Origin of the sequence: Streptococcus sp. 2018110, from assembly GCF_019754115.1 — a bacterium.
Taxonomy (GTDB): domain Bacteria; phylum Bacillota; class Bacilli; order Lactobacillales; family Streptococcaceae; genus Streptococcus; species Streptococcus hashimotonensis.
The window spans coordinates 214,819-237,245 of record NZ_JAIJZO010000002.1 but is presented as its reverse complement, the minus strand read 5'-3'; the positions used below and the strand labels follow the sequence as shown (position 1 = coordinate 237,245).

Sequence of the window (22,427 nt, the reverse complement as noted above, 5' to 3'; positions counted from 1 at the left end):
CAACCTCCTATTAGTGTGAAAAAGCTGACTTATTCTTTTCTTCAATGCGGCGGCCCCAGCTTGCAACAGGGAAGCACATGATGAAGTAAAGGAAAGCAGCACCAGCAAAGGCTGGGATGTAGTTGGCATTCATGGCAGACCAAGATTTTGTCATAAACATAATATCAGCTCCAGAGATAATGGCAACAGTAGCCGTATTCTTAATTAAGTTTACTACTTGGTTGGTCAAAGGTGGCAGAATCGTAGGAATGGCCTGTGGCAATATGATGATTCGCATGGTTTCAGCCTGGGTAAATCCCTGTGAAAGTGCGGCTTCAGTTTGCCCGGTAGGCACAGCCTCAATCCCTGCACGAATGACCTCTGCGATATAGGCACCGTGATAGAGGCCCACGCAGATAACAGCTGTCCAGTAGATGGACGGCATGAGGACATAATTTGAAATCAGTGGAAGTCCATAATAAACAATCATGAACTGAACCAAAAGCGGTGTATTTTGATAGTATTCAACATAGACACGTGCGATGATTTTTAAAACTTTATTTTTACTTGAAGAGAGACTACCAAAGACAATTCCTAAAAACATGGCCATGATAAAGGCCCCGACAGAAATGGCTAAGGTAAAGAGAAAGCCTTGGAAAAAGGTTGGGAAATCCTTGAAATAACTGACCCAATTCTCCCAAGCGTAAGGACTAGTTGTTAAAACTGTCATATTGTTTCACCTTTCTATTCGTCAGTTTCTGTGACTGGTTTGAGGCCATTGGCATCATAGATGCTTTGTAGGCTACCATCGGCAGTCCATTTTTCTACGAGACTATTTAAGTAGTCGTTAAGGTCTTTGTTAGATAATTTAGTAACAATTCCATAGTCAGAAGCTGAGAAGCTAAAGTCCATGAGTTCAGATTTCGAGCTGATATACCCAGAAAGGATAGATTGGTCTACAGAAAATGCGTCTGTACGGTGAGCACGTAGCGAGACAGAGAGTTCTGGATAAGAACCAAGTTCAGCAAAATTAACTGAAATGCCATACTTATCTGCTAGTTCAGAGATGAGGGTACGTGTAATGGAACCCTGAGCTACACCGATTGTCTTTCCATCCAGGTCGGTAAAGGTCTTAATTCGACCAAGAAGCCAACGGCATCTGTGTAGTAAGGAGTTGTGAAATTGTAGAGTAACTTGCGCTCCTCGGTGATGGTAAAAGTTGCGATGACCATATCGACTTGACCGTTATCAAGCAGTGGTCCGCGAGTTTGTGCTGTAACAGGGGTAAATTCAATCTCCACCCCTAACACGTCTGCAATTTTGCGAGCGATGTCAATCTCCATTCCCTCAAATTCACCAGTATCAGGGTTTTTGTAGCCAAAGTTAGGAACGTCCTGTTTCACTCCGACGCGGAGCACGCCCCTATCGATGATAGCTTGAACCTGATCACTATTGGTTATGGATGCGGGTGTTTCTGTTTGAGCTGCTGGTTGTTTTGCGAAAACGAGAAGAATAAGTCCGAAGACCAATAATCTAATTGCAAAGAAAATGTTGATTTTTTTCTTATCCATAGACTTCCTCCTAGAGTTTTACTTTGTCAGATTCGTGGTTGATAATCTTGCTGAGGAATTGTTGGGCACGAGGCTCTGTCGGGTTGTCAAAGAAGTCATTCACATCTGTTGTATCAACTAAAACTTCTCCCTCGGCCATGAAGATGATGCGATCAGCTACTTCACGGGCAAAGCCCATTTCGTGTGTTACGACAATCATGTTCATCCCGTCACGTGCCAATTTTTGCATAACAGCAAGTACATCGCCGATAGTTTCTGGGTCCAAGGCAGATGTTGGTTCATCGAAGAGTAGAAGCTCAGGTTTCATAGCTAAGCCGCGAGCGATGGCGACACGTTGTTTTTGGCCTCCGGATAGCATAGCAGGGTAGGAATCCTTCCGATCCCAGAGGTTAACAAACTCAAGATACTTTTGAGCGGTTTTTTCAGCCGTAGCTTTATCGATTCCCAAAACCTTAATAGGTGCCAAAGTAACATTTTCTAACACGGTTTTGTGTGGGTAAAGGTTAAAATGCTGGAAAACCATGCCAACTTCTTTGCGAAGTGATACGAGCTCTTTGATAGAAGTAGAGGAAATATCATGTCCGTTGACAATGAGCGTTCCTTCATCAATTGCCTCTAAACCGTTAATCGTGCGAATGAGAGTAGATTTTCCGGATCCGGAAGGTCCAAGGAGAACGACGACCTGTCCAGGTTCGAATTCCAAGTTGATATTGCGTAGGGCGTGGTAGTCGCCATAGTATTTGTTGACATCTTTAAATTCTACTAAAGCCATAAAATTCTCCTTGCATAGTGTTTTTTAGGTATTCCCATCTTAGCACTGCCTATATACAATGTCAAGTAAATTCTGACAATTTAATGTATTGTATGTTATAAAATATGACATAGCTGTGTCAGGTGGTTTTGAAATATGAATTTTTTAGGTAAGTTTGATATAATAGAAGAAATAAAGCAAAGGTAAGATACTAATGAAAAAAATATTAATTGTAGATGATGAAAAACCAATCTCAGATATTATTAAGTTTAATATGACGCGTGAGGGATACGAAGTTGTGACAGCTTTCGATGGACGTGAAGCCTTGGAAGTATTTGAGGCCGAGTTTCCTGACATTGTCATTTTGGACTTGATGCTGCCAGAATTGGACGGACTAGAGGTCGCTCGAACGATTCGTAAGACCAGCAATGTTCCAATCTTGATGTTATCTGCTAAAGATAGCGAATTTGATAAGGTTATCGGGCTTGAAATCGGGGCGGATGATTATGTGACCAAGCCCTTCTCTAATCGTGAATTGCAGGCGCGTGTTAAGGCTCTTCTTCGTCGTAGTGAATTGGCAGAAACGCAGACAAATATTGAGTCAACAGGAACTCCAGAGTTGGTGATTGGCGATTTGGTCATTCTGCCTGATGCGTTTGTCGCTAAGAAGCATGGTAAAGAGCTGGAGCTGACCCATCGTGAGTTTGAATTGCTCCACCATTTGGCCAAACACTTAGGTCAGGTTATGACTCGAGAACATCTATTGGAAACAGTTTGGGGTTATGATTACTTTGGTGATGTTCGCACGGTGGATGTAACGATTCGTCGTCTGCGTGAGAAAATTGAAGATACACCAAGCAGACCAGAATACATTCTTACTCGTCGCGGAGTGGGATATTTTATAAAAGGAAATGATTAATCAATTACGTTATTTAATGACCACGGCAGAATTTTGGTTTGTTGTCATTTTGATTGGCTTTCTAATTGCTCTGACGGTCCTTTTGATTGAAAACTATCGGGATAATAAGCAAATTAAACAACTCAATCAAAAAGTCAATGCCTTAATTGAGGGGAATTATGCAGATGTGTTAGACATGAGGGGAAGTCCTGAAATCACAGACATGGCGAATTCTCTTAATGATTTGTCGGAGGTCATCCGCTTAACTCATGATAATTTAGAACAAGAAAAGACACGTCTGACTTCCATCCTGTCCTATATGAGTGACGGTGTTATTGCTACAGACCGTATCGGACGGATTATCATGATTAACGATATGGCCCAGAAACAGTTGGGGCTTTCTAGCCAAAAGCAGGAGCAATATCACCTGCTAGAGGTTTTAGATTTATCAGATCGTTATACATTGAGAGATTTGTTGGCTCAGACACCTGAGATTGTGATTGATCACACCAATGAAAACGAAGAATTTTTGACTTTACGCGCTAATTTTGCAACGATTCGTAGTGAGAGTGGTCTGATTTCTGGCTTGGTTGTAGTCTTACATGATATGACCGAGCAGGCCAAGGAAGAACGGGAACGTAGGCTCTTTGTGTCAAATGTGAGTCATGAATTGCGTACGCCATTGACTTCCGTCAAATCCTATCTAGAGGCTCTGGATGAGGGAGCGTTGACGGAGTCTGTTGCACCGAGTTTTGTTAAGGTATCCTTAGATGAGACCAACCGCATGATGCGGATGATTACAGACCTCCTAAGTTTATCGCGTATTGATAATCAAGTTGGTCAGATAGATGTCGAACTGATAAACTTTACTGCTTTTGTGACCTTTATTCTTAACCGTTTTGACCAAATGAAAAATGCTGATTCTGATAAGGTCTATACGATTGTTCGTGACTATCAAATCAGTCCTATTTGGGTTGAGATTGATACAGATAAGATGACTCAGGTTTTGGATAATATCTTAAATAATGCCATTAAATATTCGCCAGACGGCGGGACAATTACCTTCAGCATGAAGACCACAGATAGCCAGTTGATTGTGTCCGTCTCAGACGAAGGTCTGGGGATTCCGAAAGCAGATTTACCTAGAATTTTTGACCGATTCTATCGCGTGGACAAGGCACGATCTCGTGCCCAAGGTGGTACAGGTCTTGGTTTAGCTATTGCAAAAGAAATCGTAAAACAACATAAGGGCTTTATCTGGGCTAAAAGCGAATATGGTCATGGATCAACGTTTACAATTGTCTTGCCGTACAGCAAGGACATCGCACTAGATGAGTGGGATGATTCAGATGAGGAAGAATAGGAGAGTATGATCGGAAAAGGTTTTAATTATAGTATTTTAGCTTCGGGGTCCAGCGGGAATTGTTTTTACCTGGAAACAGATAAAAAGAAAATCTTAGTGGATGCGGGCTTATCGGGGAAAAAGATTACCAGTCTTTTGGCGGAAATTGACAGAAAGCCTGAGGATATTGATGCTATCCTGGTAACGCATGAACATAGCGATCACATCCATGGTATCGGTGTTTTAGCACGTAAGTATGGGATGGACATTTATGCCAATGAATTGACCTGGCAGGCTATGGAGAGCAAATTGGGCAAGATTGATGTGGCTCAAAAACATATCTTCGAATTGGGTGCTATGAAGACTTTTGGCGACCTAGATATTGAGTCCTTTGGAGTTAGCCATGATGCTGCATGTCCGCAATTTTACCGTTTTATGAAGGATGACAAATCCTTTGTTATGTTGACGGATACAGGCTATGTCAGTGACCGCATGGTTGGAATTGTAGAAAATGCCGATGCTTATTTGATTGAATCGAACCATGATATTGAAATTTTGCGCTCGGGTTCTTATTCATGGAATTTGAAGCAACGGATTCTATCCGATAAGGGCCATCTTTGTAATGAAGACGGTGCTGATGCCATGATTCGCTCGTTGGGAAATCGGACCAAAAAGATTTACCTAGGGCATTTGTCAAAGGAAAACAATATCAAGGAATTGGCTCACATGACCATGGTTAATCAGTTGGCGCAGGCTGATTTAGGAGTTGGAGTAGATTTCCAAGTCTATGATACATCGCCAGATACAGCGACTGCCTTGACCAAGATTTGACAAATGATACAAACTAAGTTACACTAAAATTACTAATTATACGAGGTAAAGTTGCATGAATAATTAATACTCTTCGAAAATCAAAAGCAGACGTTGTTGACTTGATTTGATGAACGTCAGTTCTATCTGCATCTGCGTCGCCTAGTCTGTTTTTGATTTTCATTGAGTATAACGCTACTTATTAGTCGTTCTTAAAACTTGTTGAAAATCAATTATTTGATAATTTAGTCTTTTAGTTTGCTTTTAGTACTAGGCAACGAGCTGCAGGCTGTACTGAAGTACGGCAAAGCGAGTTAACGAAGTAATAGAAGATAAACTAAATGACTACACAAGGGATAAGACTGCTCATAAGGGCTTACTATTCATGTGACTTTTTCCATAGGGAAAGGTCATGTTTTGCATGGCTTTTTTCTTGTGTCATTTTTTGAAGAATAGATATATCCGAAGGAAGTGTCCTCTTGATTTCCCATGATCAACAGTTTGTGGAAACATCTGTTCACAGTCAATGGGAGATAGTGCAAGCTTGTCTCGTGAAGAAATCATAAGAAAATATTTTCTGAAAAGGAGGCTCTGCCTAAAAAATATTTTTTGCCTGTGGTATAATAAGAAGGATATTTCTAGAATGAGGTCTTTGAAGTGAAAAAAAGAAAGAACAAGCCTTTGGAACACGATGGAAATTTTATTTCCCTTCGTTTAAATATTTTATTTTCTATCGTGATTTTCCTTTTCCTAGTTTTGATATTGCGTCTGGCAGACATGCAGATTATCAATCATGATTTTTATAGTAATAAGCTGTCTACTGCCAGTCAGAAAATCATCAGCAATGGCTCTATCCGTGGGCAGATTTACGATGCACAGGGAAAACCTTTGGTTGAAAACGAGATTCAGCAGGTTGTCTCCTTCACACGTTCCAACAAGATGTCTGCTCAGGAAATGAAAGAAGTAGCTAATAAACTCTTGCAGTGGGTCAATGTGTCGGACGTAACAATTACTCAACGTGATAAGGCAGACTATTATTTGGCGGATGAAGAAGTTTATCGTCAGGTAGTCGAGGCCTTGCCAGAAGATAAAAAATACGATTCTGATGGCAACTACCTGAGTGAATCGACAATTTATTCTAATGCGGTTGATAGTATCCCTGCTGAAGCATTACAATATTCTGAGCAAGATAGCAAAGCGATTGAACTGTTTAAGCAGATGAATGGAGCTACTTACTTCTCTACTGTGAATTTGGTAACAGATACTCTAACTGCTGAACAGGTTGCTCATATTGTAGCCAATGAAAGTCAACTTCCAGGCATTTCAACGACTAACAACTGGCAACGGACGATTTTACCAACTTCCCTCAGCTCTATTATTGGTACAGTAACGAGTGAACAGGCTGGTTTGCCTGCGGAAGATGCGGAATACTATCTCTCCAAGGGCTACTCATCAAATGACCGTGTGGGAACTGCCTACCTCGAGAAACAATATGAAGAAGTCTTGCAAGGTCAACGTGAGAAAAAACAAATCAACCTTGATCGAAATGGCAATGTCGAAAGTATTGAGACAATCCAAGAAGGGCAGCAGGGAAATAATATTAAACTGACCATTGATTTAGCCTTTCAAGATGGGGTCAATGCTATTTTGAAAAAATACTTTGAAAGTGAGCTGGCTACTGGTAGTGCACTTTACTCGGAAGGGGTTTATGCAGTTGCATTGGAACCTTCAACAGGTGCGGTGCTTGCCATGTCTGGATACAGTCATGAAAAAGGGGCAGGTAGCATAACAGAAGATGCCCTTGGTACTATTACAAGTGTTTTCACACCAGGTTCCATCGTCAAAGGAGCGACAATCAGCTCTGGTTGGGAAAATGGAGTTATCAGTGGCAATCAAGTCCAGTTAGACGAACCAATCTATTTTGCAGGTTCAGCACCAATTACATCTTGGTATGGGGCCTATGGTAGTTTTAATATTGATGCGACAGAGGCTCTGGAATATTCTTCTAACGTCTACATGGTTAAGATTGCCTTAGGACTACTTGGTCAGACCTATTCAGCTAACATGTATTTGAATGATGGCGATACATTGACAAATGCCATGACTAAGCTTCGTTCGACTTTTGCAGAGTATGGTTTAGGTGCGTCAACAGGTATTGACCTGCCACTCGAATCTACAGGATTTTTACCAGAAGAGTATTCGACAGCCAACTTTATTACCAACGCTTTTGGACAGTTTGATAACTATACACCGATGCAGATGGCACAGTATGCAGCGACCATTGCGAATAATGGAACACGGGTTTCTCCACACCTCGTTGAGGGAATTTATGGGAATAATGCCCAAGGTGGTTTGGGAGAATTAATTGAAACCGTATCTGGTAAGGAGATGAATCAGGTTAATATTTCCGCTGAGGATATGTCTCTTCTTCGTCAAGGTTTCTACCAAGTTGTCAATGGTAGTGGGCGCTTTAATACAGGTAGTGCTATCGGTCGTGGTGCGGCCGTGACCATCAGTGCCAAGACTGGTACAGCCGAAACCTATACAACGACAGCTTCTGGGGATGTGGTTACTGCGGTCAATACCAACGTTGTTGCTTATGCGCCTAGTGATAATCCTCAAATTGCGGTAGCAGTTGTCCTACCAAATTTGACCAATCAAAGTTCAACAACTACTAAGACAATTACTCAAGAAATTATCAATCTATATCAATCACTTCACCCAATGAATTAAGGAGGCTTATGCTTTACCCTACACCTATTGCCAAGTTAATTGATAGCTATTCTAAATTGCCAGGTATCGGTATAAAAACGGCTACCCGTTTAGCTTTTTATACTATTGGCATGGAGGATGATGTCGTTAATGAGTTTGCAAAAAATTTATTGGCAGCCAAGCGAGACCTATCTTATTGCTCTATTTGTGGTAATTTGACAGATCAGGACCCCTGTGCCATTTGCCAGGACTCAACGCGAGACCAATCTACTATTTTGATTGTAGAGGATAGTCGAGATGTTACAGCTTTGGAAAATATTCAAGAATACCACGGTCTTTATCATGTCTTGCATGGCTTGATTTCTCCCATGAATGGTATCGGACCAGATGATATTAATTTGAAAACTCTCCTCACTCGCCTGATGGGCAATGAGGTTACAGAAGTTATTGTGGCGACCAATGCAACAGCAGATGGAGAGGCTACATCTATGTATATCTCACGTGTCCTCAAACCTGCGGGAATCAAAGTGACCCGACTAGCTCGTGGCTTAGCGGTAGGCAGTGATATTGAATATGCAGATGAAGTGACCCTGTTGAGGGCTATTGAAAATCGCACAGAGCTATAGCTGCTCTGTAGTTAGATACGTTCCTAATTTTAAGATAGGATAGATATGATTTGTTAAATTATGCTATACTAAGAGTAATAGCGTTGATACAGGAAGGAAAATATATGTCAAAAGAAACCTTGATTTTACTATATGGTGGGCGTTCTGCAGAGCGTGAGGTATCCGTTCTGTCTGCCGAAAGCGTCATGCGTGCCATCAATTATGATAAATTTTTTGTCAAAACCTATTTCATTACACAAACTGGGGACTTTATTAAGACGCAAGAGTTTTCTCAAACACCGTCTGCCGATGAAAAACTCATGACAAACGCGACAATTGTTGAAGAGCAAAAAATCCGTCCGAGCGATATTTATGAAGAAAAGGCAGTCGTTTTCCCTGTTCTTCATGGACCAATGGGAGAAGACGGGTCAATTCAAGGCTTCTTGGAAGTTCTCCGTATGCCGTATGTTGGTACCAATATCTTGTCTTCCAGCGTTGCTATGGACAAAATCACTACCAAGCGTGTTCTTGAATCAGCAGGAATCTCCCAAGTACCTTATGTGGCAGTTATCGAGGGTGAAAATATCGACGATAAGATTGCAGAGATTGAAGGGAAATTGACTTATCCGGTCTTTGTAAAACCAGCTAATATGGGGTCAAGCGTCGGTATCTCAAAAGCTGAGGATTTAGCTGGCTTGCGTAAGGCACTTGATCTGGCCTTCAAGTATGACAGCCGTGTCCTCGTTGAGCAGGGGGTTAATGCGCGTGAGATTGAGGTTGGTCTTTTGGGAAATGCTGACGTGAAAACGACACTTCCTGGTGAAGTAGTCAAAGACGTTGCTTTTTATGACTACGATGCCAAATACATCGACAACAAAATCACCATGGAAATTCCAGCTAAGATTGATGAGTCTATCATGGATACCATGCGGGACAATGCTGCCAAGGCCTTCCGGGCTATCGGTGGTTGTGGCCTTTCTCGCTGTGATTTCTTCCTGACTGAAGACGGAGACATCTTCCTGAATGAGCTCAACACCATGCCAGGCTTTACTCAGTGGTCTATGTATCCACTCCTTTGGGATAATATGGGACTTGCTTACCCAGACTTGATTGAAGAGCTTGTTCGTTTGGCCAAGGAAATGTTTGAAAAACGTGAAAGTCATTTGATTTAATGAGAATGAAAAGGATTGGAAAACTTCCAATCTTTTTCTAGTTCACATTCTTGCAAAGGTTTGCAAAAAAGAATAGAATGGTTTCAAGTATGTGGAGGTGTTTATGTATCAAACGACAGTAAAAGGGGAAGGTCTGTTTCAGGCAGTTTCTCAAGGTTATGGAGAACCAGTTCATACTTTTGGTGTAACAGAGCAGGGAGAAACTCCCGTAAGCCTTGTGAACATTGGCTTAGCTGCCTGTGTGACCATGTGTGTGCAGGGCTACTATGCCAGCCAAGAAGGCAATAAAACCATGCCTGTTCAGGTGGAAAGTCGCTTGGACAATCAGCATTTTGAGGTGTTGATTGGAATTGGAGAGTCGGTTTCAGCGCAAAAGCAGAAAGAGATTCTTGCCTATGTGGAAAAGAAATGTAAAGTCAAAGCTCTTTTGAGGGAAGACTTGAAGTTTGAGACAAGTTTTTATGTCTTAGAAAGTGTGGAGTAGATGTTTTTAGCAATTGAAGAAATGCGACAAAATAAGTTGCGTTACGGCTTGATTTTAGGTTTGTTAATACTGATTTCCTACTTGGTCTTTTTCCTGACAGGTTTGGCTTATGGCCTCATGCAGGAAAACAGGACAGCAGTTGATAAATGGCAAGCAGATTATGTCTTGCTCAATTCAGAAAGTAATCGTTTGATTACAGCTTCAAAAATTGATACAGCCTTGCTTGACCAGGTGGACGCTGGTAACAAGGCCTTGATTCGCCAACAAGCTGGAGTTGCCTATGTGGATGAAAATGCCACCTCAGACGAAAAAGAAAAGGTAAACATCTTTGCCGTTGAGTCTGATAGTTTTATCATCCCCAATATTGTAGAAGGTCGTTTGTATGAAAAAACGGGAGAAGTCGTCGTAGACAAAACCTTGTCAGAAGTAGAAGGTTTTGGGCTTGGAGATCAAATCTATCTATCGGGTTCGGATGAAAAAGTGACGATTGTTGGGTATACAGATAATGCTTATTTTGGAGTGGCGCCTGTTGTCTATATGGACTTTACGGCATTTGTAGAATTGATGCAGGCTGATAAACAACAAGCAGCAACGAGTAATCTTGCCAGTGCCATTGTCGTTCGTGGAGATGTCGCATCTGTACCAGATGAGCTGGAAAAAGTTGCCATTGCAGACTTTATTGAAAATCTGCCAGGATATAAGGCACAAAATATGACCTTTGGCTTTATGATAGGATTCTTGATTGTCATCTCAGCCATTGTTATTGGTATTTTTATCTTTGTTTTGACAACACAGAAATCACCGATTTTTGGCTTGATGAAAATTCAAGGTCTTTCAAATGGCTATATTTCAGGTTCTGTACTGGCTCAAACCTTCCTACTTGCTGGTTTGGGAACCGTCCTTGGATTGGCTGGAACTTATTTGTCATCCCTTGTCTTGCCAAGCGCTGTTCCATTTGAGAATAACTGGACCTTCTATATTGTAATCGGCCTAGCACTAGTTGTATTTGCCCTATTGGGTGCTAGTTTCTCTGTACGTTCTATCTTTAAGGTAGATCCATTACGAAATCTATCTTAGGAGGTTGTTATGAAAACACTTATTTTTGAAAATATTAGTAAGACCTTCCAAGATGGCAGTCAAACCATTACGGCTCTTAAACCGACTAATTTTAGCATTGAAGAAGGCGAATTTGTTGCCATCATTGGACCATCTGGTTCTGGGAAGTCAACATTTTTGACCTTGGCAGGTGGTTTACAAACACCGACAACAGGTCGTGTTTTAATCAATCAATCGGATTATTCTGATTTACCTGAGAAAAAACGTGCCAAATTGCGCTATAAGGACATAGGTTTTGTCTTGCAGGCTTCCAATTTGATCCCCTTTTTAACAGTCGAAAAACAATTAACCTTGGTTGATAAGGTCAATAAGAAAGCTGATCCGAGCAAGCGAAACGAACTTCTATCTGAATTGGGTGTGGACCATCTCAAAAACAAGTTCCCTAAGGATTTATCAGGCGGAGAACGTCAGCGTGTAGCTATTGCCCGTGCACTTTATAACGATCCAGCCTTGATTCTAGCTGATGAACCAACAGCCAGTCTAGACAGTAATCGCGCTTTTGAAGTGGTTGAGTTATTAGCTAAGGAAGCCAAAGAGCGGAACAAATCCATTATCATGGTAACGCATGACCAGCGCATGATTGAAAAATGCGACAAGGTATATGAGATGAAAGATGGTGTCCTCACTCAAGTGCGATAAAAAATGGTATAATGGGAGCGGGAAAGAACTCAAACATTCAAAGAAGAGTTCCCCTCACTTTCAAACAGTAGGTTCGGGCTAAAATAGTCCGCTGGACTATTTTACTCCCACCCCCGTACAGCTCCAACTGTCTGGGAGACAGTTGGAGGTTGGAAATGGAGCGAACTCTGTTCGCATCAGCCGTAGAGGACAGATTTGGAGTGTAAAACACGAACAAATCTGCCAATCAACCACTGCGCTGAGATGTTGACTCAAACTTTGAGAAACGGTGCTGGGCTTGTGCCCAGCCTCTAGTTTATTGGAGAAAACAATGAAATTAACCTTACACGAAGTCGCTCAGGTCTTGGGCGCAAAAAATGATATTAGTCTTTATCCTGATACAGCACTCAACAAGGTCGAGTTCGATAGTCGACTCGTCACAACTGGCGACCTCTTTGTTCCCCTCAAGGGGGCGCGTGACGGTCATGACTTTATTCCTGTAGCTTTTGAAAATGGCTGCGCAGTAACCCTTTCGGAAGTCAGCCTTGATGTTCCCCACATCCTAGTAGATGACTGCTTGGCTGCGCTTCAACAATTAGCGGCCTACTACCTAGAGAAAACAGGGGTAGAAGTCATTGCTGTGACAGGCTCAAACGGTAAAACGACCACCAAGGACATGATTCACGATGTTCTGGCGACGACTTACAAGACTTACAAGACACAAGGCAACTACAACAACGAAATTGGTCTGCCTTACACCGTCCTCCATATGCCTGACGATACAGAAAAACTGGTATTGGAAATGGGCCAAGACCACTTGGGAGACATTCATCTCCTATCTGAAATTGCCAAACCAAGTCTATCAGTTATTACCCTTTTTGGAGAAGCCCATCTGGAATTTTTCGGCTCACGTGAAGAGATCGCCAAAGGGAAGTTACAGATTGCGGATGGAATGGAGCCAGGTAGTAAACTCTTGATCCCAGCTGATCCGATTGCGGACAAACTCTTGCCAAGCCATGTAGAACTTATTCGCTTCGGTGAGCAGGCTGATTTGCAGGTGACCAGTCTGGTCGAGTCAAAAGATAGCCTGACCTTCACCGTCAACTTTATGGACGGCGACATTTTCCTACCTGTAACGGGCAAGTACAATGCCACCAACGCAATGGTAGCAAGCTATGTGGGTAAGACCTTGGGTGTTCCTGATGAGGCCATCAAGTCGGCCCTTGCCAGTCTTAACTTGACCCGCAATCGCACCGAGTGGAAGAAGGCGGCAAATGGAGCAGATATTCTCAGCGATGTCTACAATGCCAATCCAACCGCTATGCGATTGATTTTGGAAACCTTCTCTAGCATTCCAGCCAATGAAGGTGGCAAGAAAATCGCCGTTTTGGCAGATATGAAAGAACTGGGTAGCCAATCCGTCGATCTCCACAATCAGATGATTCTTAGCCTGTCGCCTGATGTGCTAGACACCGTCATTTTCTACGGTCAGGACATTGAAGAATTGGCCCAGCTGGCTAGTCAGATGTTCCCAATTGGAAAAGTCTATTTCTTTAGGAAAAATGCAGAGCAGGACCAATTTGAAGACCTGGTGAAGCAAGTCAAGGAAGTCCTTGGTGGGAAAGACCAAATCCTCTTTAAAGGCTCTAATTCTATGAACCTTGGAAAAGTGGTGGAAGCAATAGAAAAGTAGAGAGGTGAGACCTCTCTTTTTTAGCAAGTCTTGTCAAAATGTCGAAAAGTTGATATACTGATTCCTGGGGAAAGAAAGGAATTTAATAAGATGAGTGATTTTTTTAGTAATCAGATTTCTGAAGCACCGAACCTGAACGTATTGGAACATCTGTTTCTCATGATTATTTGGTTTTTCATGCTCCATCTTTGTTTTCGTTGTTATCAAAAAAGATGGTTTCATATTGTTTTTTGGTGGCTTCAATTTATACAGATTGTCTCCCTTTATACTTGGTATATCGTAGCTGATTTTCCTCTTTCAGAGAGTCTTCCTTTTTATCATTGTCGCTTGGCCATGCTCTTTATTCTTTGGGCGAAGCCTGGGCCTTTGAAACGTTATTTTGCCTATCTGGGTCTTTTTGGATCGCTTTCAGCCTTTATTCATCCGGTATTTGACCCGTTTGCTTTTCCACACCTTACCTTCTTTACTTTTGTTATTGGCCACTATGCCTTGACCGTTAATTGTATGTTGTACCTGTTATCTGATTTAGAAGGGGAGATGTTGAAGGGGAAAGAGATAGTGAAATATACGCTTATTATGAATATACTGATTCTAGGAGTAGCTCTTTTAACTGGTGGAAATTATGGATTTTTAAGACAGGCACCTTTAGTGAATACTAATAATCTTCCTTTGAATTTCTTCTTGGTAACTTGCCTACTCTGTTTCTCTATTTTGAGTATACAAGCTATGCTGATTGCCTATTTGAAAAAAGAAAGCAAACAAATGAATTCGCAGATATTGAAAAAATAAGACTTGAAATTAGTTTTTCAAGTCTTTTTAAATGCGCCTTGTTTGTAGCTAATCCAGAAAAAGACAGGGATAAAAATAAGCATTAATCCAGAATAGATTGGCAATGTGTGACTGTTTAAGGGGTGAATTTCAATCAGATCATGTAGGAAATGGGAGCTGATGAAGAAACCGAAAACGGAATAAATAATAAGAGCCAGTCGAGCTTTTGTCAGTGGCAAACAGGCACGAATGACAGCCAGTAGACCTGTTGAACCAAGAACATAATAAGAGAGGGTTTGCATGTCATGCAAGTTTAAGTATCCAAAGACTTGCATTAAATGGAAAATAAGGACACTGAGAACAACCATGAGAGCATTTGGTAGAGCTAAGAGAAGAGATTTTCTGAGAAAATGTTTTTCTACGGGGCGGATATTTCGTTCAAAAGTTAGGATAAAAGGAGGAAAACCTTCAACAAATTGACCAATGAGGGTCATTTGTATCTGAATAAATGGGAAAACTAACAAATATTCTGCTTTACCAAGGGTGATACTAGCGATACAGATAAGGCCAAGTAAGAAAGAGTAGATTGTTTTGATAAGAAAGATGGGCGCAATGTGGGAGATGTTATTAACAACGCGTCGTCCCTCAAAGAGAATCTCAGGAATATCTCGAAATTCAGAATCTAGGAGGACTAGATTAGCGATTTGTCTAGTAGCGGGATCACCTTCTGCCATAACAATGGAACAATCAGCTTCGCGTAGTGCGAGAATATCATTGACCCCATCACCGGTCATTGCAGTAGTATGTCCCTGTGCTTTGAGGGTTTGGATGAGCAATTTTTTCTGATGTGGGGATACGCGACCGAAAATGGCGGTTGTTTCAGCTCTGGCAATTAGTGCTTCGTCGTCAACTTTGGAACAATCGATATAACTATCGTAGTCAGCAAATCCAGCTTCCTTAGCAATGTGTGAGACAGTCACAGGATTGTCGCCAGAGATTATTTTTAGTATCACCTCTTGCGAGCGAAGATAGGCTAGTGTTTCTGCGGCATCTTCTCGAATTGGGTCGGCAATTTCTAATAGAGCTAGAGGTTCAATATTCTCAGGTAGCTGATTTTGAGAAGAAGGAAGGGACTGTTGACTAAGCGCAAGAATCAGGACACGGGAACCACGAGCCTGTGCCTCAGAAACAGAAGGAGGATTTTGTGTTAGCAACATTTCTGGTGCCCCTAGAAAAATGCGACCAATGTTTTCTATTGTCATTGCTCCCCACTTTCTATCACTAGAAAATGGAATGATGTGACTAGCTTTATAGTGGTGCTCTAAATCACCATATTCTTTTCGAATGGCCTGAGCTGTTGAATTAGTATCCTCACTTGTCTGGATATAGGTAGCGAGTATCTGTTGGATAGTGTCAAGTGAATAATGGTCGGTTAAGGGGAGCAGGTTTTCGACGGTCATTTTCCCCTGAGTAATCGTTCCGGTCTTATCCAAACAAAGAACATCAACTCGGGCAAGTGTTTCGACGGAATACATTTCTTGTACGAGGACATTTTTCATTCCCAGTTTGATAACGGCAGTTAAGAGAGAAGTGATGGTTAGCAGAGCAATTCCCTTTGGTAACATACCTAGTAGGGCAGTAGAGCTGGTAATAACTGAGTCTTTTAAGGGAAGGAGTTTGATGAAAAAGGCTTCTAGAAAAAGAGCGAGCCCGAATGGAATGATAATTTTTCCTGTAAATTTAGCAATTTTATCCATATTGTAAAGAATACGAGAGACGATAGGTTTGTGAGTTTTCGCCTCAAGCATGAGCTTATTGGCATAGTTTTCTGCGCCAACATGGATGACTTTTGCATAAATCTGTCCGCTAACTAGATAGCTACCAGACAATAATTCAACCCCAGTATTTTTCACAATCAAGTCGCTTTCACCAGTTAACATGGCCTCGTTTGCCTCGGCTATACCTTCTAAAACAATAGCATCACTAGGAACTTGTTCGCCAGCAGACAGCAAGAGAACATCATCTAAGACAATATCTTCTGGTGCAATAGAGATTGTCTCGCCGTCACGAACAACTCGGATAAAATCCTTGTTCATCAGGTTGAGTTTGTCAATCATTCGTCGTGCCCGCCATTCTGTCAGCATTCCTGAAACAGCGTTGAGGACAATAACTCCGAAGAAGAAAAGGTTGGACCATGCCTGAACAGCTAGTAAGGCTAAGAAAATGGCAAAATTGAGTGCGTTAAAGGATGTAAACACATTTCGTCTGAAGATTTCCCAATTACTGGCGCTGGTCTTTGTCTTAAAATGATTGGTTTGCTGGTTTTGAATACGTTCTTGTACTTCCTTGGTTGATAAACCTTTTATTTTTTTGTTCATTATTTTATCTTTCTTTTTCTAGTATATAGAATACATCTCATACTTATTGTAACATATTTATAATACAACAGTATAGGTCTGTAGACCTATTCTTCAATAGTTTGAAAAATTCCCTTATTTCCGATATAATAAGAGAGTTGTCTAGTAAAGAATAAGGATGAATCCAATGTAAATCGAATAAGATAAGAGCTCAGCTCTGCTATGAATCAAAATACAAAAAATGAAAAGGAAACATTATGTCACTACAAGAAGAAATCAAGAAACGCCGCACCTTTGCGATCATCTCTCACCCGGACGCAGGTAAGACCACCATTACTGAGCAGTTGCTCTACTTTGGTGGGGAGATTCGTGAAGCAGGTACGGTCAAGGGGAAAAAGACTGGTAACTTTGCCAAGTCTGACTGGATGGATATTGAGAAACAACGTGGTATCTCTGTTACTTCCTCTGTTATGCAGTTTGACTATGCAGGCAAGCGTGTCAATATCCTAGATACACCAGGGCACGAGGACTTCTCAGAAGATACTTATCGTACCTTGATGGCGGTGGATGCTGCTGTCATGGTGGTGGACTCTGCCAAGGGTATTGAGGCCCAGACCAAAAAACTCTTTGAGGTTGTGAAGCACCGCAATATTCCTGTTTTTACTTTTATCAACAAGTTGGACCGTGATGGCCGTGAGCCGCTTGATTTGTTACAGGAGTTGGAAGAAGTCTTGGGCATTGCCAGCTACCCGATGAACTGGCCAATCGGTATGGGGAAATCTTTCGAGGGTCTCTATGACCTCCATAACAAACGCTTGGAACTCTATCGAGGTGATGAGCGTTTTGCAAGCTTGGACGAGGGTGACAAGCTCTTTGGTTCTAACCCATTCTATGCACAAGTTCTAGATGATATTGAACTTTTGGCGGAAGCTGGGAATGAATTTTCAGAGCAGGCGATTTTGGACGGCGATTTGACACCTGTTTTCTTCGGCTCAGCCCTGACAAACTTTGGTGTGCAGACCTTCCTTGACACCTTCTTGGAATTTGCTCCAGAGCCACATGGTCACAAGACAACGACAGGGGACGTCATTGACCCGCTTAACAAAGACTTTTCAGGTTTTGTTTTCAAAATCCAAGCCAACATGGACCCTCGTCACCGCGACCGCATTGCCTTTGTTCGAGTGGTTTCGGGCGAATTTGAACGCGGTATGGCGGTCAACCTGCCACGTACAGGCAAGGGGGCCAAGTTGTCCAACGTGACCCAGTTCATGGCTGAGGCCCGTGAGAATGTGGAAAATGCAGTGGCGGGTGACATTATCGGGGTTTACGATACAGGGACCTATCAGGTAGGAGATACCTTGACCGTAGGCAAGAACAAGTTTGAATTCGAACCGCTACCGACCTTTACCCCTGAAATTTTTATGAAAGTTTCTGCTAAAAACGTCATGAAACAAAAATCCTTCCACAAGGGAATCGAGCAACTGGTGCAAGAAGGAGCTATCCAGCTCTACAAGAACTACCAGACAGGCGAGTATATGCTAGGTGCCGTTGGTCAGCTCCAGTTTGAAGTTTTCAAACACCGCATGGAAGGCGAGTACAATGCCGAGGTAGTCATGACCCCAATGGGTAAAAAGACTGTCCGTTGGATCAAGCCAGAAGACCTGGATGAACGCATGTCATCAAGCCGCAACATCCTAGCCAAAGACCGCTTTGACCAACCCGTCTTCCTCTTTGAAAACGACTTCGCACTCCGCTGGTTTGCGGACAAGTATCCTGATGTGGAGTTGGAAGAGAAGATGTAATATGAAAAAGATTAAAGGTTTATTATTCGTTGTATTCTCTTCCATGTTAAGTATGCCAATAGTTGTTCTAGCTCAGACAACATCAGCCGCTTCTGCTAGCGACACAGACTGGAAAACATGGCTGACCTTGGTGGCTTCGGTATTAGCAGCGTCAGGGACTGCAGTAAATATTATTTTCCAGAGAAGAAATCATAAGGAATCTTTGAAAGCTCAAGTTTTGGCAAAGGCCCGTATTGAGTGGATGAAGGAAGTTCGTGAAGTGTTTACACAGTTTATCGAACGTAGTGCTGATTATGAGTTTGCTATTGTAGCAAGAGCTTCTAATAAGCAAGACGAAGCTGTGGGAGCTCAGTGTAAGAAATCCCAATCGTATTTTTGGGCTAGCTATCATCACTTAATCACTTATTTTCCAGATAGCAGTGATACTAGAAATCAACGTGTGAGAGAGACATTTGAAAAATTAGTGGTTTATTTAGACGAATTTCATAGACATATTGACGAAGACGGGGATGTATTTGATTTTCAGTCTGAACTACCTATTCTACAAGATATTCCTAGGGAGGAATATTATGACATTGTATTAAAGAACTGTACGTCAACATTAGGTAAGTATTTAAAAGAAGAGTGGGATAAGGCTAAAAATGAGGCTCTAGGAAAAACAGCTAAGTGAAACGAAATTTATAGAAAGGTTCCCCATGCGTTTAGATAAATTTTTAATGGGCTGTGGTGTGGGGAGCCGCAATGGGGTTAAACTTCTTTTGAAGAAAAAGCTGGTGACGGTCAATGGGGAGTTGGAAACCTCCCCAAACGGTAGGTAGATGAAAAGGATGATGTTATCAGGCTTTCTGATAAGATTTTGCAACATGAGACTTTGTCTATTACCTGCTTAATAAGCCTGCCGGTGTCATCTCCGCGACGGAGGATAACCATCACAAAACCGTGCTGGACTTGCTGGACGAGACAGCTCGGCGCAAGGGCGTCCAAAGAACTCGAGCAATGCGAAGAGTGATTTGATGACGCCTACTGTGTCGAGGTCCAGTGGAGTGAAACAGTCTATGAATAGACTGTTTCAGCCCGAGCCTAGATATAGAGAAGCGAGGTAAAAAGTGGGAATAGGAACTGATGGTAATCAGCTTACAGCTGTTCAGCTTTAAAAATCACTATCTACTCGAAATAATAGAGGAATAAGGCTCGGTTAATCCGATCCTTTTCTTTTACCTCGTTTATATGTTTTTTTGCAAAAAACAATGCTTTAATATAATTACATTAACAGCAAATACTCGAATCAATCGGAGGTGCCGATAGCAATGTTCCGTTACCTAAAAAAGTGTCGTTCAGAATTTTTTATCTATAGCTTGGTTTCAGTTGTTTATGCTCTGATTTTAGCAGCGACAGGTTTCGTCTATGCTCGGGTTTCTGAGTCGGCTTTGTCTGGAAATCAGCAGGTATTTTTGACAAGTTCTCTTATAGCAGTTGGATTCTTCATTTGTGATATTTATTTTGATTATTTGCCACGCTATCTCAAGTTTAAATTGTCAATCTTATCCGTTTTTGATGAGAAGGTTGAGTTATGATGTTTAAAGTCCTTAAAGCAATTAAGCATTACAAGCTTCTGAGTATAAAGGCTACATCTTGATATGAAAATCATAAAAGGACGAGCTTTGTACAACTCGTCCTTGTTTGTTATTTTTCTAGAGTAAATTCTTCATTTCCGTTAATAATGGTGGTATTTCCCTTGCGAGAATAGGAAATAATATCTTTTACAGAAATATCATATGTAGTTAGCTGGTTGATGGCTGCGTCATTAATTTTTGTAATGGTCACGGTATGGAAGAGCTGATCGACTTCTCCCTCGAAAAAGGTAGCTGAGATAGTACCAGTTTCTTGATTGTATGTGGCACCTAGTTCTTTAGCATACTCGTCTTGGTACTTATGAAATTCTTTTTCCGCCTCAGCTTGTGTAGGTAGAAATGATTTCAATTGCTTTTCATAGTCTGCTCCGAGAGCGGTTGTTAAGTATTCTTCTACGGAAATTCCTAGAGAACTTGCTTCTTTTTGTGCTTCCTCTAACATTACCTTGTAAGCTTGATCCAAGGTTAATTTTGCGATTTTAGGAATATCAAAGCTTGTTGTAGCGGTGAAGACAGCTTTCTTATCTACGACTGTCATCGTATAAGTTGCATCAATCCACGTTTTATCGATACCTGGAAGTTGATTTTGCAATTCCTTGATACTGGTTTCGACAATATCTTGTTCAGCTTGGGAATTGCGCCATGTACCGCTAATGTTGCCACTATTATATTTGAATAATGCAAGACAGGCAAAAAATACGATAATAGTCGTAAAGACAGTGATGATTATTCCAAGAATGCGCTTACGTTTCTTTTTCTGTTCCGCAACGAGTTCTTCGAAAGCTTGAGTAGCTGTGTTTTCCATAATATTCTCCTTCTGTTCCCCCTTTTTCAATATACTATAGTTTGTTTGCTCTGTCAATGGCTATATTAGTGCACAGAGTGAGGAGGAAGTATCGAGCCTCCTCGCCTTACAGAAGTAGATGAAGAAGGGGAGCGGAAGTGTTGTGACGTATGATTGACAAGGGCAAAGTAGCCTATTTTCATTATTTTGTGTTATACTATAGAAAAATACCAAAGGAGCCATATTATGGGACTATTTTCAGGTTTACTAGGTAATGCCTCGCAAATGGATAATGATAAGATTGAACAGGAATTGGAGCATGTTCTACTGGATAATGAACAGGTTGAGATGGCATTTAGTCTAGTTCGTGATTTGATTGTTTTTACAGAATATCGATTGATTTTGGTCGATAAGCAAGGAATGACTGGGAAAAAGGTATCTTATAAATCGATTCCTTACCGCTCGATTTCACGCTTTACGGTAGAAACCTCTGGTCATTTCGACTTAGATGCTGAGCTGAAAATATGGATTTCCTCGGCTGCTGAACCTGCTGAAATTCTTCAGTTTAAGAGCGATAAGAGTGTCATTGCTATTCAAAAAGCTCTGGCTTCAGCTGTCTTAGGAAAATAGGAAAAAAGTATAGAAAGTGGCTATCCGCTTTCTGCTTTTTTTGATATACTAAGGTGGACTGTTTGTGAGGAGAGAAGATGATGCAGATAAAATGGAGAGACTGCTTATTGATATGTTTTGGGGCAATCCTATATGCCCTTGTTTTGAATATGCTCATCATTCCACATGAATTTGGCGAAGGTGGGATTACTGGTGTCACCCTACTTTTGTTTTATACGACAGGGATTGAAACAAGTCTGTCCAGTTTTGTTTTGAATGGGATTTTGATTGTATTAGCCTATCGCTTTTTGAGTAAGTTAACGGTTTTCTATACTTTCTTAGCGGTTGCTACTATGTCCTTAACCATGCATTATACGACTTTTCTGCAAATAAAATGGTTGCCCTTGATTCCCTCTGCTCTCTTGGCGGGATTGGTGACAGGTTTATCAATGGCTCTAGTCATTTATGGAAACGGGTCCACGGCAGGAAGTGATATTATTGCATTGTTGTGTAATAAATATTTCAAATGGAAGATTTCCACCGTTATTCTCATTTTTGATGTATTTGTGGTAACTCCTTTGGCTTTTAAAATTGGACTTGTAAAAACATTTTGGACATTGGTAATGGTTGTCATTATCAGTAAAAGTTTGGACTGGTTCTTGCAAGCATTGAAAAGGAATAATCATAAATAAAAATACAAGAAAAACCTAGTTATGCATATATAA

The 22,427-nt window shown here is 41.3% G+C and carries 20 protein-coding genes and 2 pseudogenes; 17 read left to right on the top strand and 5 right to left on the bottom strand.

Features of this window, described 5'->3' with window-relative positions; all coding sequences use genetic code 11:
• Positions 1-10 precede the first annotated feature (10 nt).
• From K5Q34_RS03145 to K5Q34_RS03135, 3 genes and pseudogenes are all read right to left on the bottom strand, one after another.
• On the bottom strand, positions 11-709 hold the full coding sequence (locus K5Q34_RS03145) for an amino acid ABC transporter permease (protein ID WP_004298848.1): 699 nt from the start codon (positions 707-709) through the stop codon (positions 11-13).
• Positions 710-723: 14 nt separating this feature from the next.
• Positions 724-1,550, bottom strand: a pseudogene (locus K5Q34_RS03140) (transporter substrate-binding domain-containing protein).
• 10 nt (positions 1,551-1,560) lie between these two features.
• Positions 1,561-2,322 (bottom strand): amino acid ABC transporter ATP-binding protein, encoded by a 762-nt coding sequence (locus K5Q34_RS03135; RefSeq protein ID WP_024407012.1) that lies wholly within the window; start codon positions 2,320-2,322, stop codon positions 1,561-1,563.
• A gap of 193 nt (positions 2,323-2,515) precedes the next feature.
• Here K5Q34_RS03135 and yycF point away from each other — a divergent pair, with 193 nt between their 5' ends.
• From yycF to K5Q34_RS03080, 11 genes are all read left to right on the top strand, one after another.
• A complete protein-coding gene (gene yycF / locus K5Q34_RS03130) occupies positions 2,516-3,220 on the top strand; it encodes a response regulator YycF (protein ID WP_004298854.1) in 705 nt (234 codons plus the stop codon).
• Positions 3,213-4,562, top strand: coding sequence for a cell wall metabolism sensor histidine kinase VicK (gene vicK, locus K5Q34_RS03125; RefSeq protein WP_002935841.1), 1,350 nt, complete (start codon positions 3,213-3,215; stop codon positions 4,560-4,562). The genes yycF and vicK overlap by 8 nt, the downstream gene beginning before the upstream one ends.
• A 6-nt stretch (positions 4,563-4,568) precedes the next feature.
• Positions 4,569-5,372, top strand: a complete 804-nt coding sequence (locus tag K5Q34_RS03120; protein ID WP_024407014.1) for an MBL fold metallo-hydrolase — start codon at positions 4,569-4,571, stop codon at positions 5,370-5,372.
• A 636-nt stretch (positions 5,373-6,008) separates the two neighbouring features.
• On the top strand, positions 6,009-8,084 hold the full coding sequence (gene pbp2b, locus K5Q34_RS03115; RefSeq protein ID WP_221864504.1) for a penicillin-binding protein PBP2B: 2,076 nt from the start codon (positions 6,009-6,011) through the stop codon (positions 8,082-8,084).
• An 8-nt stretch (positions 8,085-8,092) separates the two neighbouring features.
• The gene (recR, locus tag K5Q34_RS03110) at positions 8,093-8,689 is read left to right on the top strand and encodes a recombination mediator RecR (RefSeq protein ID WP_053864269.1); all 597 of its coding nucleotides are present in this window, start codon (positions 8,093-8,095) and stop codon (positions 8,687-8,689) included.
• A gap of 104 nt (positions 8,690-8,793) precedes the next feature.
• Complete coding sequence (locus K5Q34_RS03105; protein WP_024413930.1) at positions 8,794-9,840, top strand: D-alanine--D-alanine ligase; 1,047 nt, start codon at positions 8,794-8,796, stop codon at positions 9,838-9,840.
• 103 nt (positions 9,841-9,943) lie between these two features.
• Positions 9,944-10,324 (top strand): OsmC family protein, encoded by a 381-nt coding sequence (locus K5Q34_RS03100; protein WP_014637684.1) that lies wholly within the window; start codon positions 9,944-9,946, stop codon positions 10,322-10,324.
• On the top strand, positions 10,325-11,401 hold the full coding sequence (locus K5Q34_RS03095) for an ABC transporter permease (RefSeq protein WP_221864503.1): 1,077 nt from the start codon (positions 10,325-10,327) through the stop codon (positions 11,399-11,401).
• A gap of 9 nt (positions 11,402-11,410) precedes the next feature.
• Positions 11,411-12,079, top strand: a complete 669-nt coding sequence (locus K5Q34_RS03090; protein ID WP_024407021.1) for an ABC transporter ATP-binding protein — start codon at positions 11,411-11,413, stop codon at positions 12,077-12,079.
• A gap of 310 nt (positions 12,080-12,389) precedes the next feature.
• Positions 12,390-13,751, top strand: a complete 1,362-nt coding sequence (murF, locus tag K5Q34_RS03085; RefSeq protein ID WP_221864502.1) for a UDP-N-acetylmuramoyl-tripeptide--D-alanyl-D-alanine ligase — start codon at positions 12,390-12,392, stop codon at positions 13,749-13,751.
• A gap of 90 nt (positions 13,752-13,841) precedes the next feature.
• The gene (locus tag K5Q34_RS03080) at positions 13,842-14,540 is read left to right on the top strand and encodes a TIGR02206 family membrane protein (RefSeq protein WP_221864501.1); all 699 of its coding nucleotides are present in this window, start codon (positions 13,842-13,844) and stop codon (positions 14,538-14,540) included.
• 17 nt (positions 14,541-14,557) lie between these two features.
• Here K5Q34_RS03080 and K5Q34_RS03075 read toward each other — a convergent pair whose 3' ends face one another.
• Positions 14,558-16,897, bottom strand: a complete 2,340-nt coding sequence (locus tag K5Q34_RS03075) for a cation-translocating P-type ATPase (protein WP_221864500.1) — start codon at positions 16,895-16,897, stop codon at positions 14,558-14,560.
• Positions 16,898-17,133: 236 nt separating this feature from the next.
• On the opposite strand from K5Q34_RS03075, the gene K5Q34_RS03070 reads away from it, so the two are divergent.
• From K5Q34_RS03070 to K5Q34_RS03060, 4 genes and pseudogenes are all read left to right on the top strand, one after another.
• The gene (locus tag K5Q34_RS03070) at positions 17,134-18,678 is read left to right on the top strand and encodes a peptide chain release factor 3 (protein WP_029171316.1); all 1,545 of its coding nucleotides are present in this window, start codon (positions 17,134-17,136) and stop codon (positions 18,676-18,678) included.
• Position 18,679: 1 nt separating this feature from the next.
• Complete coding sequence (locus tag K5Q34_RS03065) at positions 18,680-19,348, top strand: hypothetical protein (RefSeq protein ID WP_029171317.1); 669 nt, start codon at positions 18,680-18,682, stop codon at positions 19,346-19,348.
• A gap of 25 nt (positions 19,349-19,373) precedes the next feature.
• Positions 19,374-19,659 (top strand): annotated as a pseudogene (locus K5Q34_RS11720) (S4 domain-containing protein); the annotation flags it as partial.
• 326 nt (positions 19,660-19,985) lie between these two features.
• Positions 19,986-20,252, top strand: a complete 267-nt coding sequence (locus K5Q34_RS03060; protein WP_221864499.1) for a hypothetical protein — start codon at positions 19,986-19,988, stop codon at positions 20,250-20,252.
• 109 nt (positions 20,253-20,361) lie between these two features.
• Here the strand turns inward: K5Q34_RS03060 and K5Q34_RS03055 are convergent, their stop codons facing one another.
• Positions 20,362-21,114, bottom strand: coding sequence for a hypothetical protein (locus tag K5Q34_RS03055; protein WP_136628723.1), 753 nt, complete (start codon positions 21,112-21,114; stop codon positions 20,362-20,364).
• A 225-nt stretch (positions 21,115-21,339) separates the two neighbouring features.
• Between K5Q34_RS03055 and K5Q34_RS03050 the strand changes: the two genes are divergently transcribed.
• A complete protein-coding gene (locus K5Q34_RS03050) occupies positions 21,340-21,723 on the top strand; it encodes a PH domain-containing protein (protein ID WP_044673869.1) in 384 nt (127 codons plus the stop codon).
• 77 nt (positions 21,724-21,800) lie between these two features.
• Positions 21,801-22,394, top strand: coding sequence for a YitT family protein (locus K5Q34_RS03045; protein WP_050796819.1), 594 nt, complete (start codon positions 21,801-21,803; stop codon positions 22,392-22,394).
• Positions 22,395-22,427 lie beyond the last annotated feature (33 nt).